General features: G+C 47.3%; 20 protein-coding genes. 7 read left to right on the forward strand and 13 right to left on the reverse strand.

The features are described from left to right. Positions 1-4 precede the first annotated feature (4 nt). Positions 5-2,878 carry a DNA polymerase I gene (polA, locus tag ASG33_RS17620; protein WP_056288008.1) on the reverse strand — a complete coding sequence of 958 codons (2,874 nt, stop codon included), beginning with the start codon at positions 2,876-2,878 and terminating at the stop codon, positions 5-7. A gap of 364 nt (positions 2,879-3,242) precedes the next feature. Between polA and ASG33_RS17625 the strand changes: the two genes are divergently transcribed. Then, positions 3,243-5,390, forward strand: a complete 2,148-nt coding sequence (locus ASG33_RS17625) for a S9 family peptidase (protein ID WP_082489288.1) — start codon at positions 3,243-3,245, stop codon at positions 5,388-5,390. Between the two features lie 250 nt (positions 5,391-5,640). Here ASG33_RS17625 and ASG33_RS17630 read toward each other — a convergent pair whose 3' ends face one another. The 6 genes from ASG33_RS17630 to ASG33_RS17655 all read right to left on the reverse strand — a co-directional run bounded on the left by ASG33_RS17630 (position 5,641) and on the right by ASG33_RS17655 (position 10,758). Then, entirely contained in the window at positions 5,641-6,927 is a 1,287-nt protein-coding gene (locus tag ASG33_RS17630; RefSeq protein WP_056288010.1) for an O-acetylhomoserine aminocarboxypropyltransferase/cysteine synthase family protein, read from the reverse strand. Between the two features lie 109 nt (positions 6,928-7,036). Then, positions 7,037-7,579 (reverse strand): NADPH-dependent FMN reductase, encoded by a 543-nt coding sequence (locus ASG33_RS17635; RefSeq protein WP_056288014.1) that lies wholly within the window; start codon positions 7,577-7,579, stop codon positions 7,037-7,039. A gap of 48 nt (positions 7,580-7,627) precedes the next feature. Next, the gene (locus tag ASG33_RS17640; RefSeq protein WP_056288016.1) at positions 7,628-8,152 is read right to left on the reverse strand and encodes a DinB family protein; all 525 of its coding nucleotides are present in this window, start codon (positions 8,150-8,152) and stop codon (positions 7,628-7,630) included. A gap of 71 nt (positions 8,153-8,223) precedes the next feature. Then, a complete protein-coding gene (locus ASG33_RS17645; protein ID WP_056288018.1) occupies positions 8,224-9,168 on the reverse strand; it encodes a YafY family protein in 945 nt (314 codons plus the stop codon). 35 nt (positions 9,169-9,203) lie between these two features. Then, positions 9,204-10,217 carry an LLM class flavin-dependent oxidoreductase gene (locus tag ASG33_RS17650; protein WP_056288021.1) on the reverse strand — a complete coding sequence of 338 codons (1,014 nt, stop codon included), beginning with the start codon at positions 10,215-10,217 and terminating at the stop codon, positions 9,204-9,206. Between the two features lie 91 nt (positions 10,218-10,308). Continuing rightward, the gene (locus ASG33_RS17655; RefSeq protein WP_056288023.1) at positions 10,309-10,758 is read right to left on the reverse strand and encodes a DUF2147 domain-containing protein; all 450 of its coding nucleotides are present in this window, start codon (positions 10,756-10,758) and stop codon (positions 10,309-10,311) included. A gap of 422 nt (positions 10,759-11,180) precedes the next feature. Between ASG33_RS17655 and ASG33_RS17660 the strand changes: the two genes are divergently transcribed. The 3 genes from ASG33_RS17660 (at position 11,181) to ASG33_RS17670 (ending at position 14,066) form a co-directional block, all read left to right on the forward strand. After that, on the forward strand, positions 11,181-12,407 hold the full coding sequence (locus ASG33_RS17660; RefSeq protein WP_082489289.1) for a GAF domain-containing sensor histidine kinase: 1,227 nt from the start codon (positions 11,181-11,183) through the stop codon (positions 12,405-12,407). A 146-nt stretch (positions 12,408-12,553) separates the two neighbouring features. Further along, positions 12,554-13,780 (forward strand): RsmB/NOP family class I SAM-dependent RNA methyltransferase, encoded by a 1,227-nt coding sequence (locus ASG33_RS17665; RefSeq protein WP_056288035.1) that lies wholly within the window; start codon positions 12,554-12,556, stop codon positions 13,778-13,780. Positions 13,781-13,832: 52 nt separating this feature from the next. Next, complete coding sequence (locus ASG33_RS17670) at positions 13,833-14,066, forward strand: hypothetical protein (protein WP_056288040.1); 234 nt, start codon at positions 13,833-13,835, stop codon at positions 14,064-14,066. Positions 14,067-14,075: 9 nt separating this feature from the next. On the opposite strand, the gene ASG33_RS17675 is transcribed toward ASG33_RS17670, so the two are convergent. Beyond that, positions 14,076-14,918, reverse strand: coding sequence for a ThuA domain-containing protein (locus ASG33_RS17675; protein WP_056288045.1), 843 nt, complete (start codon positions 14,916-14,918; stop codon positions 14,076-14,078). A gap of 80 nt (positions 14,919-14,998) precedes the next feature. Between ASG33_RS17675 and ASG33_RS17680 the strand changes: the two genes are divergently transcribed. Further along, entirely contained in the window at positions 14,999-17,116 is a 2,118-nt protein-coding gene (locus ASG33_RS17680; RefSeq protein WP_056288051.1) for a Tex family protein, read from the forward strand. A 46-nt stretch (positions 17,117-17,162) separates the two neighbouring features. Here the strand turns inward: ASG33_RS17680 and ASG33_RS17685 are convergent, their stop codons facing one another. Next, a complete protein-coding gene (locus tag ASG33_RS17685; protein WP_056288053.1) occupies positions 17,163-17,609 on the reverse strand; it encodes an SRPBCC domain-containing protein in 447 nt (148 codons plus the stop codon). Positions 17,610-17,710: 101 nt separating this feature from the next. Here ASG33_RS17685 and ASG33_RS17690 point away from each other — a divergent pair, with 101 nt between their 5' ends. Then, positions 17,711-18,166 (forward strand): SRPBCC family protein, encoded by a 456-nt coding sequence (locus ASG33_RS17690; RefSeq protein WP_056288056.1) that lies wholly within the window; start codon positions 17,711-17,713, stop codon positions 18,164-18,166. Here the strand turns inward: ASG33_RS17690 and ASG33_RS17695 are convergent. The 3 genes from ASG33_RS17695 to ASG33_RS17705 form a co-directional block, all read right to left on the reverse strand. After that, complete coding sequence (locus ASG33_RS17695; protein WP_229238704.1) at positions 18,163-19,485, reverse strand: porin; 1,323 nt, start codon at positions 19,483-19,485, stop codon at positions 18,163-18,165. The genes ASG33_RS17690 and ASG33_RS17695 overlap by 4 nt on opposite strands. Positions 19,486-19,800: 315 nt before the next feature. Continuing rightward, positions 19,801-20,454 carry an NAD(P)-dependent oxidoreductase gene (locus ASG33_RS17700; RefSeq protein WP_056288063.1) on the reverse strand — a complete coding sequence of 218 codons (654 nt, stop codon included), beginning with the start codon at positions 20,452-20,454 and terminating at the stop codon, positions 19,801-19,803. Between the two features lie 329 nt (positions 20,455-20,783). Next, a complete protein-coding gene (locus ASG33_RS17705) occupies positions 20,784-22,991 on the reverse strand; it encodes a gliding motility-associated C-terminal domain-containing protein (RefSeq protein ID WP_056288066.1) in 2,208 nt (735 codons plus the stop codon). Between the two features lie 62 nt (positions 22,992-23,053). Between ASG33_RS17705 and rlmD the strand changes: the two genes are divergently transcribed. Beyond that, positions 23,054-24,451 carry a 23S rRNA (uracil(1939)-C(5))-methyltransferase RlmD gene (rlmD, locus tag ASG33_RS17710; RefSeq protein ID WP_056288070.1) on the forward strand — a complete coding sequence of 466 codons (1,398 nt, stop codon included), beginning with the start codon at positions 23,054-23,056 and terminating at the stop codon, positions 24,449-24,451. Positions 24,452-24,532: 81 nt separating this feature from the next. On the opposite strand, the gene dnaB is transcribed toward rlmD, so the two are convergent. Continuing rightward, a complete protein-coding gene (gene dnaB, locus ASG33_RS17715) occupies positions 24,533-26,146 on the reverse strand; it encodes a replicative DNA helicase (protein WP_056288073.1) in 1,614 nt (537 codons plus the stop codon). Between the last annotated feature and the right edge of the window lie 99 nt (positions 26,147-26,245).

A 26,245-nucleotide genomic window follows, 5' to 3' on the forward strand; every position in this document is an offset into this window, starting at 1 on the left:
CAACTCAATGTGCTTCCAGCCAGTTGGCGCCGACACCTATTCCGGTTTCCATTCTCACGCTCATCGGAATTGCATTCCGCATCAGGTCGTCTACTTTTTCTTTCAGCAATGAAATCTCGTCCCTGTGCGCGTCGAAAACAAGTTCGTCATGCACCTGCAGGATCATCCGGGATTTCAGTTGCTCTTTTTGCATCCAGTCATGAATATTGATCATCGCCACTTTGATCATATCCGCCGCTGAGCCCTGAATAGGTGCATTGATCGCATTTCGTTCTGCGTAGCCGCGGTTGGTCTGGTTACCTGAGATAATATCCGGCAGGTACCTTCGCCGCCCGAGGATCGTCTCCACATATTTCTTCTCGCGTGCTTCATTTACGACGCGGTCCATATAGCCTTTCACAGCCGGGAATTCTTCGAAATAAGCGCGGATAATCTCACTCGCTTCGCCACGCGCGATACCTAGCCGCTGAGCGAGTCCAAATGCAGATATACCGTATATAATACCGAAGTTCACCATTTTCGATTTACGCCGCATATCCGAAGTAACGTCTTCCAGATCAACCTTGAACACTTTGCTGGCTGTTGTCGAGTGAATATCGCGGCCCTGGTTGAAGGCTTCCGTCATACTGCTGTCCTGGCTGAATGCGGCCATAATGCGCAGCTCGATCTGCGAATAATCGGCAGAGAGAATCTGGAATTCCTCTGTATCGGGCACAAATGCCTTCCGGATCTCGCGCCCGCGTGGCGTTCTGATCGGGATGTTCTGCAGGTTTGGGTTCGTTGAACTCAAACGTCCGGTAGCCGCTACCGCCTGGTTGTACGAGGTATGAATGCGGCCGCTTTTTTTGCTGACCAGCAGCGGAAGTGCATCCACATAGGTCGATTTCAGCTTTTGAAGCTCGCGGTAGTCCAGGATCTTGCGCGCGATGACGTGGTTGTTTTCGAGGTCTGACAAGATATCCTCTCCGGTTGCATACTGGCCCGTCTTGGTCTTTTTAGGTTTCTCGATCAGTTTCATTTTTTCGAATAAAACCTCACCCAGCTGCTTTGGGGAGCTGATATTGAAAGACTGCCCGGCCGCTTCGTATATTTCCGACTCCGTTGCGCGCAGGTCTGATTCCAGCACAGCCGACATTTCCCGCAGTGCATTGATATCAAGCCGCACGCCGGTACTTTCCATAGAAGCGAGCACTTTCGTCAGCGGCATTTCGACTTCGTAATACAGCTTTGAAGCGTTTACTTTCGGCAGCTCACGCGAAAAGATCTCGTTCAGCTGCAAAGTAATATCCGCATCTTCACCGGCATACTGAGTGATCTCAGGAATAGCTACATCGCGCATTGTCCCTTGTTTCACACCCTTTTTGCCGATCAGGGAAGTAATGGATACGGGATCGTAGTTGAGGTAAGATGCGGCCAGGATGTCCATTCCGTGGCGTTTATCGGGTTCGAGAATGTAATGCGCGAGCATCGTGTCGCTCAGTTTTCCTTTTACCTCTATTCCATAATTTTTCAGGATCAGCAGATCGTATTTGACATTCTGTCCGATCTTTTCAATGTTTTCATTTTCAAAAACCCCTCTGAAATACTCGACGATTTCCTGTGCCTGCGTGCGATCGGCTGGTACGGGCACGTAAAATGCTTCGCCGGCGAGGTACGAGAATGACAAGCCAACCAGTTCTGCGTGGATCGTTTCCAGCGAAGTGGTTTCGGTATCAAAACAGAATGCATCCTGCAGGTTGAGGTAATAAGCCAGACTTTTCATGAGCTCAGGCGTGTCCACTGTGTGGTACCTGTGGAAAGTATTGTCGATCGTGCGCCGCGTTGTCGGTATTCTCAGGTCTTCGTAGGCTTGTGCCGGCGCATCGTCGTCGGCAATGCCTTCGCTGAGGATCGCGGGTTGCTTGCCCACTTCTTCCGTCGGATTTCCAAAGAGGTCGAGCTGGCCTTTCTGGCTTTTTGCAACCGGGCGGGTTACCTGCGTGGTCTGTATCGGGTGTCCGATTCCCAGTACGCGCTGTTTAAGGGTTTTAAATTCAAGTTCGTCAAACAGCTCCACGATCTGGTCTGCATTGGCGGGACACACGGTCAGGTCTTCCGCGTCAAAAGGTACCGGCACCTTGATATCGATGGTGGCTAGCTGCTTGCTCAAAACAGCCTTGTCAAAGTTTTCCCTGATCTTTTCCCCGAGCTTTCCCTTGATCTCATCTGCATGCGTGATCAGGTTCTCGATGGTATCGTACTCCGAAATCAGTTTCTGGGCTGTCTTTTCACCTACGCCCGGCACACCTGGAATGTTGTCGACCGCATCGCCCATTAACCCGAGTATGTCGATCACCTGGTCAATGCGCTGGATCTGCCAGCGTTCCAGGATTTCGTTCACTCCAAGTACCTCCGCACTTTTACCAAGAAAGGCGGGTTTGTAAATGTGAACGTGTTCTTCCACCAGCTGACCGTAGTCTTTGTCGGGTGTCATCATGAAAACCTCAAAGCCTGCAATGGAAGCTTCCTTGGCGATGGTACCTATGATATCATCGGCCTCGTAACCGTCCAGTTCCAGTATGGGGATACACATTGCTTTAAGCAGGCGTTTCACGAGCGGGATAGCCACGGTAATGTCTTCGGGCTGCTCCTGCCGCTGCGCCTTGTAAGCTTCAAACTGAATGTGGCGGAATGTAGGTGCCGCAGTATCGAAAGCGACGCCGATGTGTGTGGGCTTTTCTTTTTGCAGTACTTCCAGCAATGTATTTGTAAATCCAAACACGGCACTGGTGTTTAAACCTTTCGATGTAATCCTCGGCGCTTTGATGAATGCAAAGTGTGCACGGTATATCAACGCCATCGCGTCGAGCAGAAAGAGTTTATGAACGGGTTTATCCATGAGGTAAGTCTTGTTACAAGACTCAAATATAACGTAAGTCGAACGACCGACAGGGATAACGAAGGTATTTTTGTAGCTTGCTGATTCAGAAGCGCATACGGTTTTGTTCTTTTAAAATGTTATAACAGTTTTATTAATAAAGAATTTACGATAAGTATTAAAAGTATGGTACATTCAATAACTATCGTAATTCCATAAAAGTATTAAATGTATTTATAGTTTTGAAATAATGATAAGTAGAAGATTACTAAACTACTTTATATATAACAAACCTATTTAAAGTATTTTTAATATAAATCATTTAAAAAGCTTGATAAGTATTTAATATATAATACATTTTAAACATTTAATAATACACCTGGCAATGAGAATTATTTTACTCCTGTTAACTGTTATCGTTTTTTCATGTAATCAAAACAAGAAATTGGACAGAAAAGCATATCAATGGCCGGACGTGAAAGCGCCCGTAGCAGAGAAGAAAGACCATGAAACCGGAATGCATGGCGACAAAAGGAATGATGAATATTACTGGATGGCGGACTACTTCAGTAACGGTCCCGACAGCAACAAAGTGGTAGAATACCTCGAAGCGGAGAATGCATATGCAGACACGCTGATGGCTGGAACGAAGAAATTCCAGGAGGATTTGTTTTCGGAAATGAAGGGCAGGATCAAAGAGAAGGATGAATCCGTGCCCGTTTTCACAAACGGATATTGGTATTACACGAGGAGTGAGGAAGGGAAACAATATTTTAAATACTGCCGCAGGAAAGGTACGCTGGAAGCTCCTGAGGAAATACTTCTTGATGTAGATCAGCTCGCCGAGGGACATAATTACTATTCTGCGGATGGTTTCAGTGTAAGTCCGGACAACAAGCTGCTGGCTTATGGTGTGGACACTGTCTCGCGACGGGAGTATACCATGTTTGTCAAAAATCTGGAAACAGGAAAGGATTTCGCTGACGCCATTCCGCGCACTGATCCCGGATATGAATGGGGAAATGACAATAAAACGCTTTTTTATACCTCTAAAAATGCGAAAACGCTGCTTAGCGAGAAGATCAAACGTCACACTTTGGGTACCGACGCGAAGAAGGATGTGGTTGTTTATGCAGAAAAGGACAAAAGCAATTACATAGGCGTGGGCAAAACCAAGTCGGAGAAATACATTGTAATCGGTTCTTCGGCCACCATGTCGTCGGAGTACCGCATTCTCGATGCGGATCAGCCTGAGGGTGAATTCCACGTTTTTCAGCCCAGAATGAAGGATGTGCTGTACGAGATTGACCACCATGAAGACAAGTTCCTGATCGTTACGAACAAGGACGCACTCAATTTCCGGTTAATGGAAACGCCGGTTTCAAACACAGGCGTAGAAAACTGGAAGGAAGTAATCGGGAACAGAAATGATGTTCTGCTTGAAAATATTGAGGTTTTCAGGAATTTTCTGGTCGTAAGTGAGCGCAAGAACGGTTTGCTGCAGATCCGGGTACGCGATCTGAGAAACAATTCGGAGCACTACGTTGATTTCGGCGAGGCGACGTATACCGCGCATCCTTCCGGAAATCCCGAGTACGACACTAAAAACCTGCGTTATACTTATACCTCGCTCACAACGCCAGGCTCGGTTTACGACTACGATATGGAGTCGAAGAAAAAGGAATTGAAGAAGCGCCAGGAAGTAGTAGGCGGATACAATCCCGAAGAGTATGTAACAGAAAGGTTGTATGCAAATTCCCGCGACGGTGTCCGCATTCCGATATCCATTGTTTATAAAAAGAAAACGGGCAGAAGTCCGCAGACACCGCTTTTACTCTACGCTTATGGTTCGTACGGTTACAGTACAGATGCAAGTTTCAGCAGCACAAGATTGAGCCTGCTCGACAGGGGCTTTGTGTTCGCCATTGCGCATATCCGCGGCGGGCAGGAAATGGGGCGGCAGTGGTATGAAGACGGGAAAATGTTTAAAAAGAAGAATACATTCAACGATTTCATCGATTGTGCCGAATACCTGATCGAACAGAACTATACGTCAACGCGGCACCTGTACGCAATGGGGGGAAGTGCTGGCGGATTGCTGATGGGCGCCGTTTCGAACCTGCGGCCTGATCTCTGGAATGGGATTATCGCCGTGGTACCGTTTGTGGATGTGGTTACAACCATGCTGGACGAAAGCATTCCGTTGACGACAAACGAGTTTGATGAATGGGGTAACCCGAAGAACAAGGAATCTTACACGTACATGAAATCCTATTCGCCCTACGACAATGTGGCGAAAAAGGCATATCCGAATATGCTGGTCATGACGGGCCTGCACGACAGTCAGGTGCAATATTTTGAGCCCGCCAAATGGGTAGCCCGCCTGCGGACGCACAAAACGGATAAAAATGTATTAATCCTGAAAACCAATATGGACGCAGGCCACGGCGGAGCTTCAGGCCGCTTCGACTATCTCAAAGAAATCGCATTACAATACGCATTTATGTTCGCGCTGGAAGGGATTGAGAAGTAGGTGGGAGAGCCTGTCGGCTGTCGGCCGTCGAACATAGATCTTGATCAAAAAAGCCAGGCGCCGAACGGCAACCTGGCTTTTCACAATCCCATAGGGATGAAACCTCGGTAGAAATCCCGTAGGGATGTAACGTTTGTGATGTTGTTGCATGCCTAATGGCATTTGCGTTCCGTTACACCGATATTGCATGTCTACCGATGTTGTATGCCTGACGGCATTTGGGCTTTGTTTTGCCTATCGCCGATTGCCTTTACAATGCTCCGATTGCTTGTTCGATATCTGCTTTTATGTCGTCTATGTGCTCGATACCTACCGAGATACGCAGCTGGGTGGGGTGTACACCTGCTGAAATCTGCTCCTCGGGTGAGAGCTGCGAATGCGTGGTCGACGCCGGGTGAATGATAAGCGTTTTTGCGTCGCCTACATTGGCCAGGTTACTGATCAGTTTCAGGTTATCTACAAACTTCTCGGCCTGGCTTTTTTCTCCTTTCAGCGCGAACGATAAAACGCCTCCGAAACCTCTTGTCAGGTACTTTTTAGCCAGCGCATTGTACTTGTTGCCTTCCAGTCCGATGTAGTTGACGCTTTCCACCGCAGGATGCTGTTCCAGCCACTGCGCGAGTTTCAATGCATTCTCGCCGATACGCTCCACGCGGAGGGACAATGTTTCCAGACCTTGCAGGAACAAGAATGAGTTAAATGGAGATAGTGACGGACCCCAGTCGCGCAAACCTTCCACGCGTGCGCGGATGATAAACTGGATGTTGCCAAACGGACCGCCGATTCCAAATACATCGTTGAGCACCAGTCCGTGGTAGCTTGGTGAAGGTTCAGTAAACTGCGGGTATTTCCCGTTGCCCCAATTGTAGGTACCAGCGTCGACAATCACACCTCCAATGGATGTTCCATGTCCACCGATCCATTTGGTTGCAGACTGTACCACTACGTGAGCACCATGTTTGATAGGCTGGAAAATAGCCCCGGCAGCACCGAAGGTGTTGTCCACGATCAACGGAAGATCATATTTGTTGGCCAATGCGGCAAATGCCTCGAAATCGGGAACGCTGTAACTTGGATTTCCGATTGTTTCAAGATAGATGAACTTGGTTTTATCATCGATGAGCTTTTCAAAGCTGCTCACATCGTCTCCATCAGCGAACCTCGCTTCAACACCGATATTCCTGAATGAATTTTTGAACTGGTTATAAGAACCGCCGTACAGAAATGAAGTAGTGACAAAGTTATCGCCGACAGTCGTAATGTTATTAATCGCCAAAAACTGCGCTGAATGCCCGGATGCAGTAGCCAATGCGGCAACACCGCCTTCCAGAGCAGCCACTCTTTTCTCAAAAACATCGTTGGTCGGATTCATGATCCGGGTGTAGATGTTTCCGAATTCCTTTAATGCAAAGAGGTTTGCCGCATGTTCGGCATTGTTGAAAACGTAGGATGTAGTCTGGTAAAGAGGTACCGCACGTGAGTTGGTTACAGGGTCTGGTTCCTGGCCTGCGTGTAGCTGCAAGGTCTCAAATTTCATATTTTAATACGTTTTATGTGGATTAAACCCAAATGTATTAAAATAACGATACAACTATACTGGTTTGGTAGTCTTTTGTTTGCGGGATAATAAATTGGATAATTCCGCTTCAATTTACCCCGCGCAGGTTCAGCAGGCTTGTCAGGTTATTAATCAGTGCACGCAGCATATCTAACGTTTGAATATCAGTGACGTAGCCTTGTTCTATTTTGCCCTTGATGTTGGGAATGGCAGCTGAGGAGTGATCGTTCCGCAAAGTGCCTAGCGCCGCCAGTGTAAGCAGGAGGGAAGCAAGCGCCTTATCGCCGCCCGTATTCAATGGCGACGCGCTGATTGCAGCAACCGGTTTGGCATTGAATTCACCCGTCCCAACCGTCCAGTCTAATGCATTCTTCAAAGTTCCAGGCAGCCCGAATGCGTATTCAGGAGTAGAGAAAATAACTGCGTCGGCCTGCGCGACGGCTGACTTAAATCTGGCGACAGCCTCATTGTCTTCCAGCCCCGGACTAAAATGCGGGATCAGGTCCAGGCCCTGAAAGACAGTGAGTGTCGCATTGGCAGGCAGCAATGTTTTGCAGGTATTCAGGATGATGGTGTTTGTTGAATCGGTACGAAGGCTTCCTGAAATCCCGAGAATTTTAATTTGTTCCATGATACAAGTTAGCGCATTTCAGGATACAAATCTATCAGCAAGCGATCGTCACTTAGCCATTACATTGTAGAAGTTGTAGTCTGTCATCGGCGCGTCCGTGAAACCAAGATTTCTCCCCATGGTCACAATCTGTCCGCGGTGGTAAGTGCTGTGGTTCATGCATTGCATGATGTATTCAAACTTGGGAAAGTTGCATTCGAACCACGGATTTACTACAAGCGTTTCCTCCGACAAATCTCCGGGTAACAATGTCTCAACGTATTCTGCAAGCTCCTGAGATTGGGCCATAACAAAGGAAAAAGTTTCGTCCAGGTCTCCATCGAATTCCTGGCCGCTGTAATCAGCATCCGGATTGATCACCGACAGCCAGTATCGCTGTGTTTCCACGATATGAATGAGCGTTTCGCGGATCGTTGGAAAGCTTGAAAGTGCCTCTCTTTCAACAACTTCACTTGGTTTTGTTTTTAACCAGTTGATCAATGTACAGTTTGCCCAGTGGTTGTAATCCGCATAATTCTGCATCAGATAAGCCAGACTGGATTCGATTGCGGGAGTTGCAGTGAGTTGTGACATTTTAGCTGTTGTTTTGGTTTATGACAAAGTAAACCCAGTCAGATGACAACAGTATGTCAGCAGCTTCGACGTTAATCGAGGTTTTCTGAAATCTTCGCTACAAGGCCCCTTATCGTGTTTTTTAAAGATACCGGTTCTAAAATCCGTGCATTCGGCGCGATCATCAGGTACCATCTGGCGAAACCTTCAAGGGTAGGAGTGAGGAAGCTCATTTCGACTTCATCATCCTTGATTGTTTCGGAGACAAATCCGTAGTATGCGCGTTGTTCACGAATGTACCGCGCGATCTTTCTGTCCATTCTGATCCGCACCAGCCGGAGATCGGCGTGGTTGTAGGTTTCTTCGAGGAAGTCTTTCAGTGGCGCGTGCTTGTGTTCAAAAGAGCGGTCGGTCAGTTCGCAGTTCAAAATGCGGTCGGAGCGGAAATTGCGGTAATCGTTGCGAAGGTGGCAGTAGGCAATGGTGTACCAGTAGCTGTTTTCGTGATACACCCCAACCGGTTCCACGATCCTTTCCATCGGGTCGTCGCTATTGATCGCATTGTAGTTAATCCTGGCTATCTTCTTTTCCGAGATACTTTTCAGAAGTACGTCGAGGGTGTTGCTGTTAGGCTTGTGAAATGCGTGGTGATTTTTACGGACTTCGATGTGGTTTTCCAGGTTTTCGACCATTGACTTGTCACTGCTCCGCAGTACAGCTTTCACTTTAAACATAGCCGACTGGTACTGCGATTGTGTCGAGAAATCGGTAAACTTCTCCATCAGCTTCTCGGCAGTGATGAAAGTCCGCGCCTCTTCCTTGGTAAACATAACGGGAGGCAGGCGATAGCCGTCCATAATGGAATAACCGACACCTGCCTCGCCTATAATCGGTACGCCCGCTTCTGCAAGCGAATTGATATCCCGGTAAACTGTCCTGAGGCTGATCTCAAAGCGCTCGGCCAAATCCTGCGCCTTGACGATTTTGCGGGATTGAAGCTGTATCAAAATGGCAGTAATGCGGTCAAAGCGGTTCATTTGCGTCGGTAAGAAGAGATCAGACGCAAAGATGCTTAAACTACCGCTTCTCTCAAATTAAATGCTTCCGAAATCAGTTCGAATGAACGCAGCCTGTTTTCAGCACTGTCCGCCATTGTAGAAATGATGATTTCATCCACTTCAAATTCATTAGCCAGCCTGGTCAGCTGCTCTTTCACATCCTCTTTGGTACCCGAAATGAGTCGGCCGCTGTTGTATTTGATACGCTCCAATTCGCCGGCAGTAAAACGGTAATTCTTCACTGTTTCCGGATCAGGGAACGGGCCAAACTTGCCTTTCTCAAACTCAATCAGAACGTAATCCATCATTTTGCGCATTTCTGCGGCTTTTTCCTCGGTTTCTCCGCACAATACGAATACCGACAGCAATGCATGTGGCTCCGGATATTGGTCCGACGGGCGGAAGTTACGTCTGTAAGTTTCCACCACATCCGGTCTGACGAAGCCATTGATAAACTTCGCTACTGCGAGACCAAGACCGAATCTTGCCGCAATGTTGCTGCTGCCTCCGCTTGAACTAAGTATCCATTGCATCGGAATGGTTTCGGATTGGGGTGTTGCGTAAATAAAGCCGCGCTCCGTACCGGCTGTATCCCGGAAAAAATGCTGTAAATGCTCCAACTGCCGCAGGTAACTGCTTTCGCTGAAATCGTTTGAAGGGTTCAGGATAGACGAAGTGATCCTGTCTGTACCAGGCGCCCTGCCCATTCCCAGGTCAATGCGACCAGGAAAGAGTGTTTCCAACATACGGAAATTCTCGGCTACCTTCAATGCGCTGTGGTTTGGAAGCATGATCCCGCCCGAGCCGATCCGTATGTGTTTGGTTGCGTCGGCAAGCTTCACCATCAATACTTCTGGTGTGGATCCTGCAATGAAAGTAGAATTGTGGTGTTCAGACACCCAGAAACGGCTGTATCCCAGTTCTTCGGCTACTTTGGCTGTCTCAATGGTTTCCTGAATAGCCTGCTGGACCGTGGTGCCGGCTCTTACAACCGATTGGTCCAATACTCCCAGTTTTATATTGCTCATTATGTAGTTCTGTTTATTTCAGAACAGCATAAATGTGCATTCTATTCATTTTTGGATAGAAAACGGACTATACTTCGGGAAAGTAGGGGAGTTACAATGCTTCTTTGAGGGCGCGTTTCCAGTAAGTGGAGCGGCCGAGTAATGGAAACCCGATGTAGCTGCGTATTTCAAGTAGATCGTTTTTCAGACGCAGAATGCAGTTATAAGTTTTGCCGCTCTGAGGGTCGTACATTTTACCATTATCCCAAATGCCATCGCTGTAAACGAAATCTTGCAGCAAATTCACATTGTGTAGTTCACGGGTTCGCAAATTCGTTTCTCTGTTCTGTACATCTTTCCGGGAAGTGGTACCATCTGCCTCAAAAAGATCAACCGACCACACCAGCTTGCCGAAGTATACCTGACCGGTTTTGTAGATCTCGATCCGGCTGTCTTTCTCTTCACTGATCCAGTCTCCCAATATCTTGTCTGCAGTGCTTACCTGCGCGTTTGACAAGAAGGAAACAAAGACAAAAAATATTGTAAAAATGATTCTGTACATCTACGGAACGATTATGATCATGGCTTAAATGAAGAAAACGGTCTTCAAAATATTCAAGATTTACAAAGCAGGCAGGAACACTGTTAAATTATTGTAAATAACTGCAAACTGTCTTTATAGCGTGTTAACGGTATTTCCTATCAATGGTTTTTAAACTAACAACGTAAGATCATCGACTTACCACTGTTAGCTGAATTTTTACTATAACAAGCATCGTAGATAAGTACCAACTCGTGACTGAAATGGTGAACCAATATACAACACTTTCTCATTCACGCAATACATCATTTTTCTAAGATGCTGCATTGTGTCGCCAAAGCACACTTCGAGAAAGTTGATAGCGGATATTGCGCTATATAGAATTACTTCTAAATTTGTTCATATAACACAATTCCATTCTCCAATATCAATATCTTCATATCGTGACTTTAATTCCCGCACCCATTCCTGCAAATGAAATGGAACGATTGCTGGGCCTTTCGGATCTGGACATCGATTACAGCGATCAACAAAATACATTCAAAGATCTTGCCAAGCTTGCGGCGAAAGTCACTGGTACAAAAATCTCCCTTGTTAACCTCATCGATTCACTTACGCAGTGGACCATATCCAATCACGGGTTGGATATCGATCAGATGTTGCGGGAAGAATCTGTTTGCCAGTACACCATTATGGCAGATGAGTTTTTTGAAGTTCCCGACCTTTCAGCCGACGAGCGTTTCAAGGACAGAACCTATGTAACAGGCGATCCTAATATCCGGTATTATTACGGCGTGCCGCTCAAAACCAGCAGCGGCGTAAATATTGGCGCTTTGTGCGTAATGGACCAGCAGCGTGTTACATTAGATCCTGAGAAAATTGAGCTGCTGAAAATTATTGCGGATGAAATCGTCAGCCGGTTGCGAACTGCAAGGCTGATGGAAAACCTGAAAGCCAAACTGACTGAGGCTAAACAGGCACAGAAGAAGGTTGCGCACGATATCCGCGGCCCGCTGGGCGGCATTGTAGGTCTTGCGCAGATTATCCGGGACCAGGGCGAAAGCAACCAAATGGATGAGGTACTGGAATTCATCAACCTGATCCACAGAAGCGGGAACTCCATACTTGACCTTGCGGCGGAGATCCTGGAAACACATAGGGAAAAGCGGCTGCCTGCAACGCCGGGAGCCGCCGACAGCAGCCTGTTTGACCTTAATGTTTTTAAAGATAAGCTCGAAAAGCTTTACGGTCCGCAGGCGCGACACAAGCAGATCAATTTTGCGGTAAACATTACTCCATCAACTGCAAATATCTCATTTTCAAAGAACAAGCTGCTTCAAATTACAGGTAACCTGATTTCCAATTCGATTAAATTTACTCCGGCGGGCGCCAAAGTAACTGTGAATCTCAGCTTGTTGCTGCATTTGGACCGTCCTACATTGCAGGTGATCGTGAGCGATGAAGGTGTAGGCATGACGCAGGAAAATATCGAAGCGATCTTGTCTGGCCAGGCTTCGTCCACGGATGGTACCAACGGTGAGCAAGGCTATGGATTCGGACTGGCGCTGGTGAAACATCTGGTATCCTCGCTGGAAGGTGAGCTGGATATCCGCTCGGAGCTTGGTAAGGGTACTTCTTTTATCATTGATTTGCCTCAGAAATTATACTAATCCTTCCGATTTCAGAAGATCGGTGCTATCCCGATCAAAGAATTGGCAGGTTGATGAACGTGCGTTAAGCGTATTTAACGAAATTGCGCTGCTTCCGGCACTTTGGAGGCAGCGCAATTTTTATTTGATACCTAAAAAAATACATTTTGAAGATACATCGTGGACTGGTCACAGCTGTTGTTGAGGGCTTGCAGCAGATTTTTATCAGGAACAGGCAAGCTGATCAGGTTGTGGAGCAGCTTTTAAAGTCGAACAAAAAGTGGGGCGCGCGCGACAGGTCCTTTATCGCCGAGCATATTTATGAGATTGTGCGCTGGTGGCGGCTTGTGAAGTATGCGGCTAACATTGAAACAGTAACAGAAACACCTGAATTCTGGAAAATTGTTGGCGCCTGGTTGCTGATCAAGCCTGTGCATTTGCATTCCGGAGAATCTAATGAACTTCCTGACTGGCCAGAATTTCAGTATTTTACGGCAGATCAGATTCTTGAAAGATATAAAGAGGGTCTGAATATCAGAAAGATAGCACAATCTATCCCTGACTGGCTTGACGAGCGCGGTTTGAAGGAACTGGGTACGCAGTGGGAAACGGAGTTGCATGCATTGAACCAGCCGGCGCCTCTATTTTTGCGTGCAAACACTTTGAAAACTACTGCTGAGGATGTCAGAGCCTTATTTGTCGCAGAGCATACAGCGCTTGTCGATGGTGTTCCCGATGCTGTTCTGATTAATAAACGGCAGAATATATTAGGCAGCGAGGCTTTCAAAGGCGGATTTGTGGAAGTACAGGACGCAGGTTCGCAGCTGATCGCGCCTTATCTCAATGTTAAACCCGGTCTTTCGGTGATTGACGCATGCGCCGGCGCTGGCGGGAAAAGTCTGCACCTGGCTGCATTGATGCAGAATCAGGGCTCTATCTTGTCCATGGACATTATTCAGCCTAAGCTCACTGAGCTGAAAAGGCGTGCCGACCGGAATGGGGTAACTATCCTTGAAACGATGCTGATCCAGTCGGACGAGGATATTTTAAAGCTTTCTGAAACCACAGACCGGCTGTTGCTGGATGTACCTTGTTCAGGGCTGGGTGTGTTGAAGCGCAATCCCGATTCGAAATGGAAGTTGAAGCCCGATTTTCTGGAAAATATCATTAAGGTTCAATGGAACATTCTAAGTACATACAGCCGCATGGTGAAGAAAGGCGGCAAGATGGTGTATGCGACCTGCAGTTTGCTTCCTTCGGAGTCTGAAAAGCAGGTGCAGCGGTTTGTGAAGGAGCAGGGGAAAGAATGGGAATTGCTATCCGAACACAGAACATCGCCTGCCCGGGACGGTTTTGACGGCTTCTATATGGCGCTGCTGCAACGCAAAAGCTGACCAGTCGGCATGGTTTTTTCCCTGTGATGTTCAATCATCAAACAAAATAACCATGGATTTCCTAACAAGTTATGCGTCACCTGATATTACCAACGAAATGCCGGACAAACAGCCACCCTGGCCAGACCAGCCTTCACCTGACGAGCCGGGGCCATTGAATCCTTCGCCAAATGCGCCGGGCGCTGATGCACCGGAAGTAAGTACAGGTTCAAGAATGGACGATGATATTCCTGCTCAGGACATTGACGAAGAAGATGTCGGTGAAATTGAGTCTGAAAATCCATAAGTGAAATAGCTATTTTTCCTTTTTGCCGAGCCACATCAATGCATTGATTACGAATTCGTTCTGCGTTTCGTTCTCAAACGTAAGGGACAGATCCTTGTTTGTCTTGTTTTCGTAATCAATGTCATTGTGGCCCATATTCATGTAAATCATCCTATACTTCCTGTTCGACCAGGCTACCGGATAGTATCCGCTTTGCCAGATTTCATGCTGCTTTGGCCCCGTCCCCAGCGGAAAGCTACTCGGATCTATGGACAACAGTATCTCGATATCCGGATTGGTTTTCAGATCATTTTCCCACCTGTACCATTCATTTGGCGCCGATTTAAATACTTTTGGTAATTTCTTTGTAGCCGGACTTTTCTTGCTCTCTACTTTCAGGAATGCAGCGGTAGGCCGCCAGGTGTTGCTTTTGTACTGACCAGATCCGAGAAATTCGTTGTGGTACCAATCCCAGTTTTGCGGGTAGGCGGAGGGAGTTAAGGCAAAAGCTGAGAAGTGAAAACCCAGCCACGCGCCTCCATTCTTGATATACTTCTCAAAAGCTGCTCGCTGTTCCGGTTTTTCGGGTCGTGTATCCAGGAAAATGACCACTTCATAATTCGCCAGAAAAGCCTCATTCATGTTATCCCAGTTACTTGTTGAATCGTAGCTGAATCCCATTTTTTTGCCAGCTTCTGGAAAAAACCTGTGCGCTTCTTTTGCAAAACTGATATGTGCCTGATCGTTTTTCCCTGTAAAGAAGGCGATTGTCTTGAAACGTTTAGGCTGCTGCGCGAATGTTGCGGAGATGGCCGCAATAGAAACCAGCACAAGGATTTGTAAAACGAATGTGGCTGTCGGGCGGATTTGCATTGAAATGACGGGTTTAGCGCGTATTTGTTTTTAAAGCTACAAAAACCCGTTTTATTTGTCGTTAACAAAGCTTTTACCAAATGAATTATACACTTATCGCCCAGCAGGCGAGCATTGCTGAGAAACAGGTTAGAAGTACTATCCAGCTTTTTGAAGAAGGCGCTACGCTGCCTTTTATTGCCAGGTACAGGAAAGAAGCAACAGGCGGGCTGGACGAAGTGCAGATCGGGGCGATACGTGAGCTGTGGCAAAAGCAACTGGACGTTGAAAAACGCCGGGAAGCGATCCTTAAAAGTATTGAGGAACAGGGTAAGCTGACGCCCGAACTCCGCAGGAAAATTGAAGGTGTTTTTACACTTACCGAGCTGGAAGACATTTACTTACCATATAAGCAAAAAAGAAAAACACGCGCCATTGCGGCTATCGAGAAAGGGCTTGAACCACTCGCACAGGCAATTTTTTCAGGTAAGGAAAATGATCCGGAAGGAAGAGCGGGCGCATTTCTGAATGATCAGGTAGGTACTGTGGCCGACGCTTTGCAGGGTGCGCGTGATATTATGGCTGAATGGATCAATGAAAACCAGGATGCCAGGGCCAGGGTCCGGCAGGTTTTTCAGAGGGGTGCTGTAATTACCTCAAGGGTTAAAAAGAAGAAAGAAGAAGAGGGTGTCAAATACCGCGACTATTTCGATTTCAGTGAGCCGCTTTCCCGCATTCCGTCGCACAGATTGCTGGCGATCCGTCGCGGCGAGGAGGAAGGTATATTGAATGTAGATATTTCTCCGGACGAGGACCAGGCGCTCGAAACACTGGACCGGCTCTTCCTGAGAGGTTCTTCATTGTGTAAAGACCAGATTGAAGCCGCGATTTCGGATAGTTATAAAAGATTGCTGAAACCTTCCATTGAGACGGAGTTCAGTAATTTGTCTAAGGAAAAAGCCGATGTAGCCGCCATTCAGGTATTTACTGAGAACCTCAGGCAGCTGCTGCTCGCGGCTCCGCTCGGACAAAAGAATGTTCTCGCGATTGACCCGGGCTATCGCACAGGCTGCAAAGTGGTGGTGCTGGATCACCAGGGAAACCTGCTGACAGATCAGGTAATTTATCCATTTGACCGACCCGCCGACGCGCAAGCCAGAGTGACAGAGTTGATCCGGAAGTTTAAAATAGAAGCGATTGCAGTAGGGAATGGAACTGCCGGCCGGGAAACCGAAGACTTTGTTAAGAAAATTCTGGATACATCAGGAGACTATAAAGAGATCGGTTTGTTCCTGGTAAGTGAACAGGGCGCTTCCATTTACTCTGCTTCGGAGGTGGCGCGGGAGGAGTTTCCTGACAAGGATGTAACTGTTCGGGGCTCGGTTTCTATTGGAAGAAGGTTAATGGATCCGCTGGCCGAGCTGGTGAAGATTGATCCCAAATCTATTGGAGTAGGGCAATATCAGCACGATGTCGACCAAAATTCATTGCGAAATGCTTTGGATACAGTCGTAGAAAGTTGCGTGAATTCCGTAGGCGTAAATCTCAACACGGCAAGCAAGCATTTATTAAGGTATATTTCTGGCCTAGGACCCGCTCTGGCGCAGAATATCGTGGATTTCAGGGCTAAAAACGGGAATTTCAAATCTCGTCAACAATTATTGAAAGTTCCCCGATTGGGAGCCAAAGCATTCGAGCAGGCTGCCGGCTTCCTACGCATTGAAAATGGTGTTAACCCATTGGATAATAGCGCCGTACATCCTGAGCGTTATAGTCTGGTTGAGCAAATGGCGAAAGATGCAGGCTCGTCTATCAAAGACCTGATCGGCAAACCTGAAATCCGCAAGCAGATACGCCCGGAGCAGTATGTTTCTGATACTGTGGGTCTGCCAACTTTAAAAGACATTCTTGCAGAGTTGGAGAAACCGGCCCGAGATCCCCGTGATCAGATAAGGAAATTTGAATTTGACAAATCCGTAAGAAAGCCGGAAGATCTGAAAGTGGGAATGGTACTGCCTGGTATCGTCACGAATATTACAGCTTTTGGCGCGTTTGTGGATGTGGGAGTAAAGCAGGATGGACTTGTGCACGTATCTCAGATGGCAGACCGCTTTATCAAAGATCCTAATGAGATTGTCAAGTTGCAGCAGGTTGTGCAGGTGAAGGTAACTGAGGTGGATCTTTCGAGGAAGCGGATTGCACTTAGTATGAAACTTTAAAAAACAACCTTTCCGGGTTTCAAAGTCCGGAAAGGTTGTAATGCATTTACAGAACGTGCTTGTGCTCGTTTTCAAGAATGCGTTTGATATCCCTGGACACTTTCATCCAGTGACCTTCGGCTGTGACCACAGCATCTTCCGAATCCAGGTTATCCTGAGTGATAGTTAGCGTGGTTTCGTCATCATATTCTGAAATGTGATAGGTAACGTGTGCGTAGTTGTCTTCGTAATCCTCAACGCCCGCCAGCGGGCTCCAGAACGAGTAACTTAAAACACGCTCGGGAATGATTTCGAGGATCGTGCCTTTGTCGACGTAAGTCCGGCCCTCAAACTGACCCGTAAACAGGATCGGGCTTCCGACCTGCCACTCCGAATCTATTTCGGCGCCATTCATATATTTTTTTACGATCTCAGGGTCAATCAATGCCTTCCAGACATCAGACGGACTTGCGTAGATCGACGTGGATGTTGTTGCTATCAGTTTTCTGTTCATTGTTCCTCAGAATTTAGTCCTATCTTGATTGGGCTAAAATCGTGCCACATCAGGTTTGTTCGCTGGCGCGGATGTTTTGGTATTTTCCTAAACAACACACAATGCAAGAGCTATATTTTAAGCAAAAGTTGCCCGTCTCACTAGACGAAGCCTGGGAGTTTTTTTCCAATCCCGCCAATTTGAAAGATATTACGCCCGCTCACATGGGGTTTGTAGTGACGTCGCGACACCACGGTGAGAAAATGTACGAGGGGCAGATCATCCGGTACATTGTCAAGCCGGTGCTGGGCATTCCATTGAAATGGACAACTGAGATCACGCACGTTGTCGACAGGAAATATTTTGTGGATGAACAGCGGTCTGGTCCGTATGCATTCTGGCACCATCAGCACCGCTTCACCGAAGTGGATGGCGGTGTTTTAATGGAAGATATCCTGAATTATAAGGTACCTCTCGGAATTCTGGGAGATGTAGTTAATGCGGTGTTCGTACGAAATGAGGTAAATTCGATATTTACTTACCGGCAAAAGGTACTTTCCGAACGGTTCGGCAGTTAGAAGTTGTATTGCACGCGGCAGGTAAAAAGATCGTCGGCTACATCGGTTTCAAAGCCTGCCAGTGCTGACTTTTCATTCCGGACAATGTCATAGTAAAAGGTGAATTTCAGCGATTCGTTGGCAACGTATATGTAGCCCATTCCAAAGGTGTCGTACCGTAAGTCAGCCTTACTGAAACCTTTTACATCAGATATCTGCATTCCAGAAACGAGCTTGTTGGGATCATACCAGTCGTACTTGAAAACCAGCATGTGTTCAAGGCTCCCCAGACTTTGAAGAAAATAGAAGTACCCTCCATCAAAATTGCGAACGTACAGCGGATTTTTTATACCGTTTGTCACCGGGTAAACGCCTGGTGTCTCACTTGTGGCAAATGTGGCGGTCTGCTTTCCTTTGATGTACTCAGCTCTGAACTCCGTTTCGCCTCTTTTGTTGGGAAAGCTGATCTGGATATCTGCGCCGGCGTAATTGCGGGGAGCGGCTTTTCCGAGATTACTCTCAGTCGAATCGCCGATCATGACGTACTCACTCCCGCGCCGCTGCGTCTTATAATATAGCTTAGACTGGTGCGTGATCCCGCCAAGGTAACTGGACACTGCGGCTGAAAGTGTCGCGCCGCCTAATGCACGCATTTTCGTCGGTTTGAGGCTGAACCTGCCGATCACGTCTTTGTGGCTGTCGTAATCCATCGGTCCCGACATTCCCTGTCCATTGAAGACGCCCGCGTCGAGTTTCAATTTCTGCCACCATAGATCAGTGTGCCGGCTGGTGACGGTGAGCATCGCACCAATATCGCGCTCAGTCCGCATTAGGATCTGCGACATCCGGCCGCGTTCCGGACTTTCCCGGTTAGCAGAGGAAAGGTTTACCTCGTATCCGAAAGGCCGGGCAAACATCCCGGTGGTCAATGCAAAAAGCCGGAATTTGTTTTCGTAAAACCGGCCCCAGAAGTCCCGGATCGCGACGCCCCTTTCTGTCCCGTCAAATTGGAATACAAAGTAAGAAGTCGGATCGTTGTGCTCATTTAAGTGTGCGTAATCTACACGCAACCTTCCCCGCCGGAGCATAAACCGGTTGTTAGCCGCTGAACTGAAATTTCCGCCGCCGTAAGTTTCGGCGCCTTTTCGGGAGATATATTGAAACTGCGGTTGAATGTAGCCGCTGATTCGAACGCGATTGTAACGTTCATAGATGGACAGCATACCCTTTCCCATCTGGTTGGTGGTATCAACAAGGTCCATTAAAAAACGCTGAGAGAAACCTTGACCAGCGGTCAGGCAAATAAGCAGGAGTGTGAATCCGGCATATCGAAGTATCATTAAGAAAATCAATTGGTGGCAGAAGTTGCAAAGAACCTCAATTTTTGGCAGATATGCGGCTGTTTGAGACTAACTTTTACGCTTTTTAGCCTTAAAGTATTGAGCTTATAATATTTACAGTAAGGATTATTCATATTGAACATTAAGCACTTTAAATAAAGCAGTATGTACTTAAAGTATAGATTAGATATTACTTTTCATTAGTATGATTAATATTAAAAGTATATATTGGTTAATACAAAAATTAAGTTTGGATAGTTTGCGCCATTTAGGCTGTTATAAACTATCCAAATTTTTAATAATACTTACCTTATACTAGTAGGCCACAGTAAAACGCTGTTTGATGTGATTGTTATTCTCAATCTCATCCACGATTGCGAATGCCAGATCCTCTACTGAGATAATGCTCCTGTGGTTTTCATCATAGACCGGACTTTCCAGGTCTTTGCGATATGTGCCGGTTTTGGTACCGGAAGTTCCCGGATGCATTTCAATGGCAGGGCTGAGGAAGGTCCAATCCAGTTCGTTCTCTTCTTTCAATATTTCGAGGTACTCACGCGCCGCACTTGCGCCGGGCTTGTATTCTTCCGGGAAATGCGGCGTGTCGATCAGCTGAACGCCCGGCTTCACAAACAGGCTACCCGCACCGCCAACCACGAGCAATCTTTTCACACCTGCCTGCCTTACTCCGGCCTGGATTGACTGTGCACCTGCCAGGAATTCTGCATAGATATTCGGGTTGGTCCAGCCTGGGTTATAGGCACTGATTACTGCATCTGCTCCGGTGACAGCGCTTGCCACTTCCTGGGGTTTCAGTACATCTGCCGACACAGCCGTAACGCGTCCGCTATCTGTTGCGATTTTGTCTGTATTGCGCGCAATTGCAATTACCTCGTGACCTCTGCTAACTAGTTCCTGTAACACATGAGAGCCTACAAATCCAGTAGCTCCTATTAATGCGATTTTCATTTATGTTTATTTTGATGTGAATAATTTTTGAAAGGGAGAATTGAGGAAGGAGGACGGAGGAGAAGTTGCATTCATTCTCAGCCTGTTACCTTACTTTAAACATTTTATACATATTTTATAAACTATATTTTAAATACTTTTTAAAAGTATAAAAATAAAAATATGTTAAAAATGTATTTCTAGTAATATACAATTAATTTGCTACTTGCTTTTGATAATTATAATATACTTGCAGCTTATCATATTTTAAATATTTATTAAACAAACCAATATGAGCTCTTTGTATTGATCTAATGAAAATAACTATACCAACTGGCCACCCCAGGTTTTCACTTCAGGACAGTCAATCCGCCTTTATAGGAGCGGCGGGTGTATTGGATCAGGTAGTAATAATACCCGCCTGAAATGTTGTCCGGGCACCAGTCGTTTGGCCGGATTTTCGAGTAGTAGATCTGCTTCCCCCAGCGATTATAGATCGTGATATCCTTGAACTGGTCGTCGCATTTGTCGCGGGGCAGATCCTGGAATACGAAGCAATCGTTCTTCGAATCACCATTTGGAGTGATCACATTCGGGAACTCCGGGAAGGGTTCTTCTTCGGTATCCTTCACCGTAATCCTGACCGTTGTGGTGTCACTTGCGGAAGCGCAGCTCTTGTCGAGCGAAATGAAATCAACCATGAAAGTCTGCTCAACTTCGCCGCCCAGCAGGCCGCATTCAGGATTCCATGAGTAGGGGGAGCTTACGGTCTTCATTCCTGTTTTGCCTTCAAACAACATTCCCATTTCTTTCAGGTCAAACCCGCGCCCGGCCGCAACCAGACTGATCGCATTGGTATCAGGATCATTTCCGAACACATCGAATGAAATTCCTTCCGCAGTACCGATGGTATAGCTAACCTCCTGCACCGGGAGCGAGGTCCCGACAGTCGGCGGATTGTTCGGCGATTCGTCGACCACAAAGTACACAGGTTTTGAGACCGGCATCGGATTTCCTTCGCACCGCATATCTTCGAGTTTAAAGTCGACTGTAAGTGTGTCTCCTTTTTTCGCATTGCAAGGCGGCGTCCAGGTGAAGTTCTGCTGTACTTTCTCCGTTCCCGAAGCAGCCAGGAAGTTCATGCCCATTGCATTCATGTTAAAGTCGCGCCCGCGGCCGGATAATGCCAGCTTATCTTTATCTGGATCTTTCCCGAAAACAGTGAAGTTGACCGGCACACCAGCAGTAACATGCACGAAGTCGCTGCCTAGCGAAGTACTCACCACAGGCGGATTGTTGCCGGAACTTTCCCGCCGAATAAAAATGCCGAGCGTGTCCATTAACGGAACCGGGCAACTTTCATCTTCCGCAATCAGCTCGATCTTGATGGGTCGGTTATCGTAGGTCACGAAACATTCGTCGAGGCACACTTCAAATCTAAGTGTATCATTCGCGATCGTGGTGCGGAATTCAGCTGGCAGGATCGTGAAGTAATCTTTGGAATTGTTTACAGCGCGCCCGTTGACCTTGATCAGCTGGTTTACTGTCGGGTCGGTAACAATGACTTCGAAGCAGTTAGGATCATCTTTTTTGACGGTGATAATTTCATTTTCGCTGTACCAGGTTGTTTTTCCTTTGGGTTTGTACAAAAGTTTGGGTGGGTCCATCTTGGGGCAGTCGACTACTTTTAGCTGAAAATCCCGCGTCAGAGAGCCGATTTTGACGCCATTCCTGAATTCATCTACCTGCACCGCAAATACATACAGGCCGACGCTACCAGGCGTTACGGAGAGCATTCCCGTTTTAGGATTCACTTTCAGGGGATCGGGACCGGGGATTATGTTGGCTTCCGAAACGCCATTGATCCAGCTAAGGCGCGGATAGCTGGACGAGCCACGCGCCGGAATGCTGGGGTTCGCTTTATCCGAGTAACCCTGCATGGGTGTGATGAGTTTGTAGGAAAGACTGTCACCATCTGCATCTGAACCGCCGAAATCAAAGAAAAAAGGAGAATTCACGCACGCATAATCGCCTTTAATGGCCGGGAAAACAGGGGAGGAGTTTTTGAAATTTGCATTGTTCTTCATCAATGGCGGGAATTCCAGGTAGAACAAGCTCCCGGCGTCGCCCGGGTTCTGGATATTCGTGATTGTTCCGTTGCGGCAGCATCTGTCCCAAACCATGTAATAGCCGTCGGGATCGTTGAATTGGCCGGGTTCGAGCCGCAGTGCAGTACTGTAAGTGATCATGTAAGTCTGCAGTGTGGATATTCCGCAAAGCGGATTAGCGTAGGTGACCGATTTTCGTTCTATTTTTGGGGCTTCAAGCCAACCAATCGGTGCATTGTCGCGTTTTCGGAACACGTAAATTACTACCGAGAGATCTTCGGCGCCGGGATTACCATTCAGGGCATCAAAGTACATGGTAAGTCCCATATTGTAGTTATAGTACTCGTTGGGATTTTGCGTGATGAAAAGCTGGCCGCCGACGATGTGCGTTGCTTTGGCTTGAAAGAAAAAGAAAAGAAGAAAAACAGACCAGAGAAAACGTTTTTTCATGGTTGAATGAAGCAGTAAAAATGATCCTATATGATTTGGATTAAGAATTAAAACAAGAAAGTATGCTCAAAAACAATCAATATGAGTACGTTGAAATTACCGATTTTGCGGCAGAAGGCAAATGTATATTTAAGTCCGAAGACGGTGTAATTTTTGTTGAAGGAAATGTGGCTCCGGGTGACATCGTTGATTTGCAGGTTGTAAAAACCAAGAAGAAACTCAAAGAAGCTATTGTTACAAAAACACACAGGCTTTCCGAACTACGTACCGACCCATACTGCCTGCACCACACCGTTTGCGGCGGTTGCAGGTGGCAGCACATCGACTACACGCATCAGCTTACATTCAAAAGGCAGCAGGTGATCGATCATTTTGAACGGATCGGGAAGATCAAAAATGTTGACATTAACCAGATTATCGCTGCACCGAGGACGGAATATTACCGTAATAAGTTGGAATTTACTTTTTCAAACTGGCGCTGGCTTACAAAGGAGCAAATGGATTCGGGACAGCATTTTTCTAAAAATGCCCTCGGTTTTCACGTTCCAAAGCGTTTTGACAAGATTTTCACGGTTGACCACTGCCATTTGCAGCCGGACCCTTCCAATACGATCCGCAACTCCCTGCACCACTTCGCTGATCTGAAGAACATTCCTTACTATGATGTTAAGTTCAACGTCGGTATTATGCGCAACCTGGTTGTGCGGACTGCGAATACGGGAGACGTGATGGTGATCGTGCAGTTTGGTGCCGATAATCAGGAGGCGATCAGCGAGGTAATGGAGTATATGCACAAAACGCATCCTGAGATCACTTCGCTCAACTATATCATTAACCTGAAAGGAAACGATTCTTACCAGGATCAGGAAGTAATCAATTTTGCGGGCGAGAATTTTATCCGTGAAACCATGGAAGACCTGACCTTCCTGGTTGGTCCGAAATCATTTTATCAGACTAATTCGGAACAGGCTTACCAGCTTTTCAGCGTCGCGCGCGAGTATGCCGGCCTGACAGGTAATGAGTCTGTGTACGACCTTTACACCGGAACAGGTACGATTGCCAATTTCGTTGCGCGTAGGGCCAGGAAGGTTGTTGGAGTGGAGTATGTGGAGGCAGCCGTGCAGGATGCGCGCAGGAACTCGGAACTGAACGGAATTACAAACACTTCCTTTTTTGCGGGAGATATGCGTGGCATTATGAACGAAGGTTTTCTAAACAAGCACGGAAGACCAGATGTAATCATCACCGATCCGCCCCGAGCCGGAATGGACGTACCTGTTATAGAAACAATCCTGAAAGCCGCACCGGACCGCATTGTATATGTAAGCTGCAACACAGCTACACAAGCCAGGGATATTGCATTGATGTCGGAAGCTTACGAGGTTACCAAAGTACAACCAGTAGATATGTTCCCCAACACGCACCACGTTGAGAATGTGGCTTTGCTGGTGAGGAAGTAGCCCCCCTAAATCCCCCGACGGGGGGACTTTTGCAATCTGCATAGTCCCCCGTCCGGGGGATTTAGGGGGTAAATGGTGGGATCAAAACGGTGGCTCGCTGTCGGGGCCTTTGTAGTCGAAGTTGCTGAGATCGTTGGCGCGGCTTCTTAGTGTGCCGCCTGCTGATGATGGGTTTGCCTGGCTCTCGAATGAACCGATCGGGTTTGTGGTTTGAATCGGCCGGTCTACCGAGAAGGGCGCTGGACTGTAAGCGGAATCAAGGTCGGCGAACTTCGTGTACTTACCGATAAACCGTAGCTGTATGGTATCCAGTGAACCAGCCCGGTTTTTTGCCAGAATTACCTCGCCGATACCTGCAACCGAATTACCAGCTTCATCTTCGGTAATACCATAATATTCAGGACGATAAAGGAAGATAACCATATCGGCATCCTGCTCAATCGATCCCGATTCACGCAAATCCGAAAGCTGCGGGCGTTTTTCTCCGCCGCGCGTTTCTACTGCCCGGCTAAGCTGAGATAGTGCAATCACCGGCACGTCAAGTTCTTTCGCCAGGTTTTTTAAAGACCGCGAAATCATTGCAATTTCCTGCTCGCGGTTACCTGCACCTTTGCCGCCGGTATCGCCGGTCATCAGCTGCAAGTAGTCAATCACGATCATCTGGATATCGTGCTGCGCCTTCAAACGGCGACATTTGGCACGCAATTCGAGAATGGATAGGGCGGGAGTATCGTCGATAAAAATCGGCGCATTTGTCAGCCGATGAATGCGGTGATGCAGCTGCTCCCACTCGTGCGGGGCCAGGCTTCCTTTTCTGATCTTTTCACTGTCAATTTCAGCTTCTGCCGAAATAAGCCTGTTCACAAGTTGAACAGAGGACATTTCAAGCGAGAAAATGGCGACCGGCATGTTGAAATCCACAGCCGCGTTTCGGAGCGAAGAAACGACGAATGCCGTTTTTCCCATACCAGGACGTGCCGCCAGGATCATCAATTCAGTCTTCTGCCAGCCGGAAGTAAGTCTGTCCAGGGCACTGAAACCCGATGGAACCCCAGTAAGACCGTCTTTATTGTTTTTCTTCTGGTCGAGCTCGGCCAATGCCTGTCGCATCAGCGCGCCCATATCCGCGTAGTTCTTCTTAATGTTGGATTCCGATATCTGAAACAGGTTCTGTTCCATTTTATCTAGAAGCATGAAAACGTCTGTGGTATCTTCAAATGCTTCCCGCTGGATCTCGGAGGATATTTTAATCAGCTCCCGCTTGATATAGGCCTGCGAAATGATCCGTGCGTGATATTCGATGTTGGCAGCGGAGTTGACCTTATTGGTCAGCTGCATGATGTATGGAGCACCGCCGATCATTTCCAGCTCGCCGGTACTTCGCAACTTGGCGGTAACCGTCAACATATCAATCGGCTCGGAATCGGCGAAAAGGGTGATGATCGCGCTGTAAATCCGTACGTGAGCTTCTTTGTAAAAACTGTCGGGACGGAGGATGTCAGCCACGGCCGTCAAAGCATCTTTTTCAATCATCAGAGCGCCGAGCACAGCCTCCTCCATATCCACGGCCTGAGGAGGCAATTTACTGAGAGTCTGATCGATAGATGGTGTCCTCGCCCCGTAAGGCTTTTTAGCGAAAGCCCCTGATTTGGAGCCTTGTCTGAAAGAATTATTGGGTGCCTTTTCGTTTTCCATAGAAGACAAAGTTACGCAATGCAGGGCGCGATCAAAAGAAAGGATCTTGAAGTTGGGCCTTTATTTTTTTGGAAAAAAACTTCATTTTCCTGCCAATCT

Origin of the sequence: Dyadobacter sp. Leaf189 (assembly GCF_001424405.1) — a bacterium.
Taxonomy (GTDB): domain Bacteria; phylum Bacteroidota; class Bacteroidia; order Cytophagales; family Spirosomataceae; genus Dyadobacter.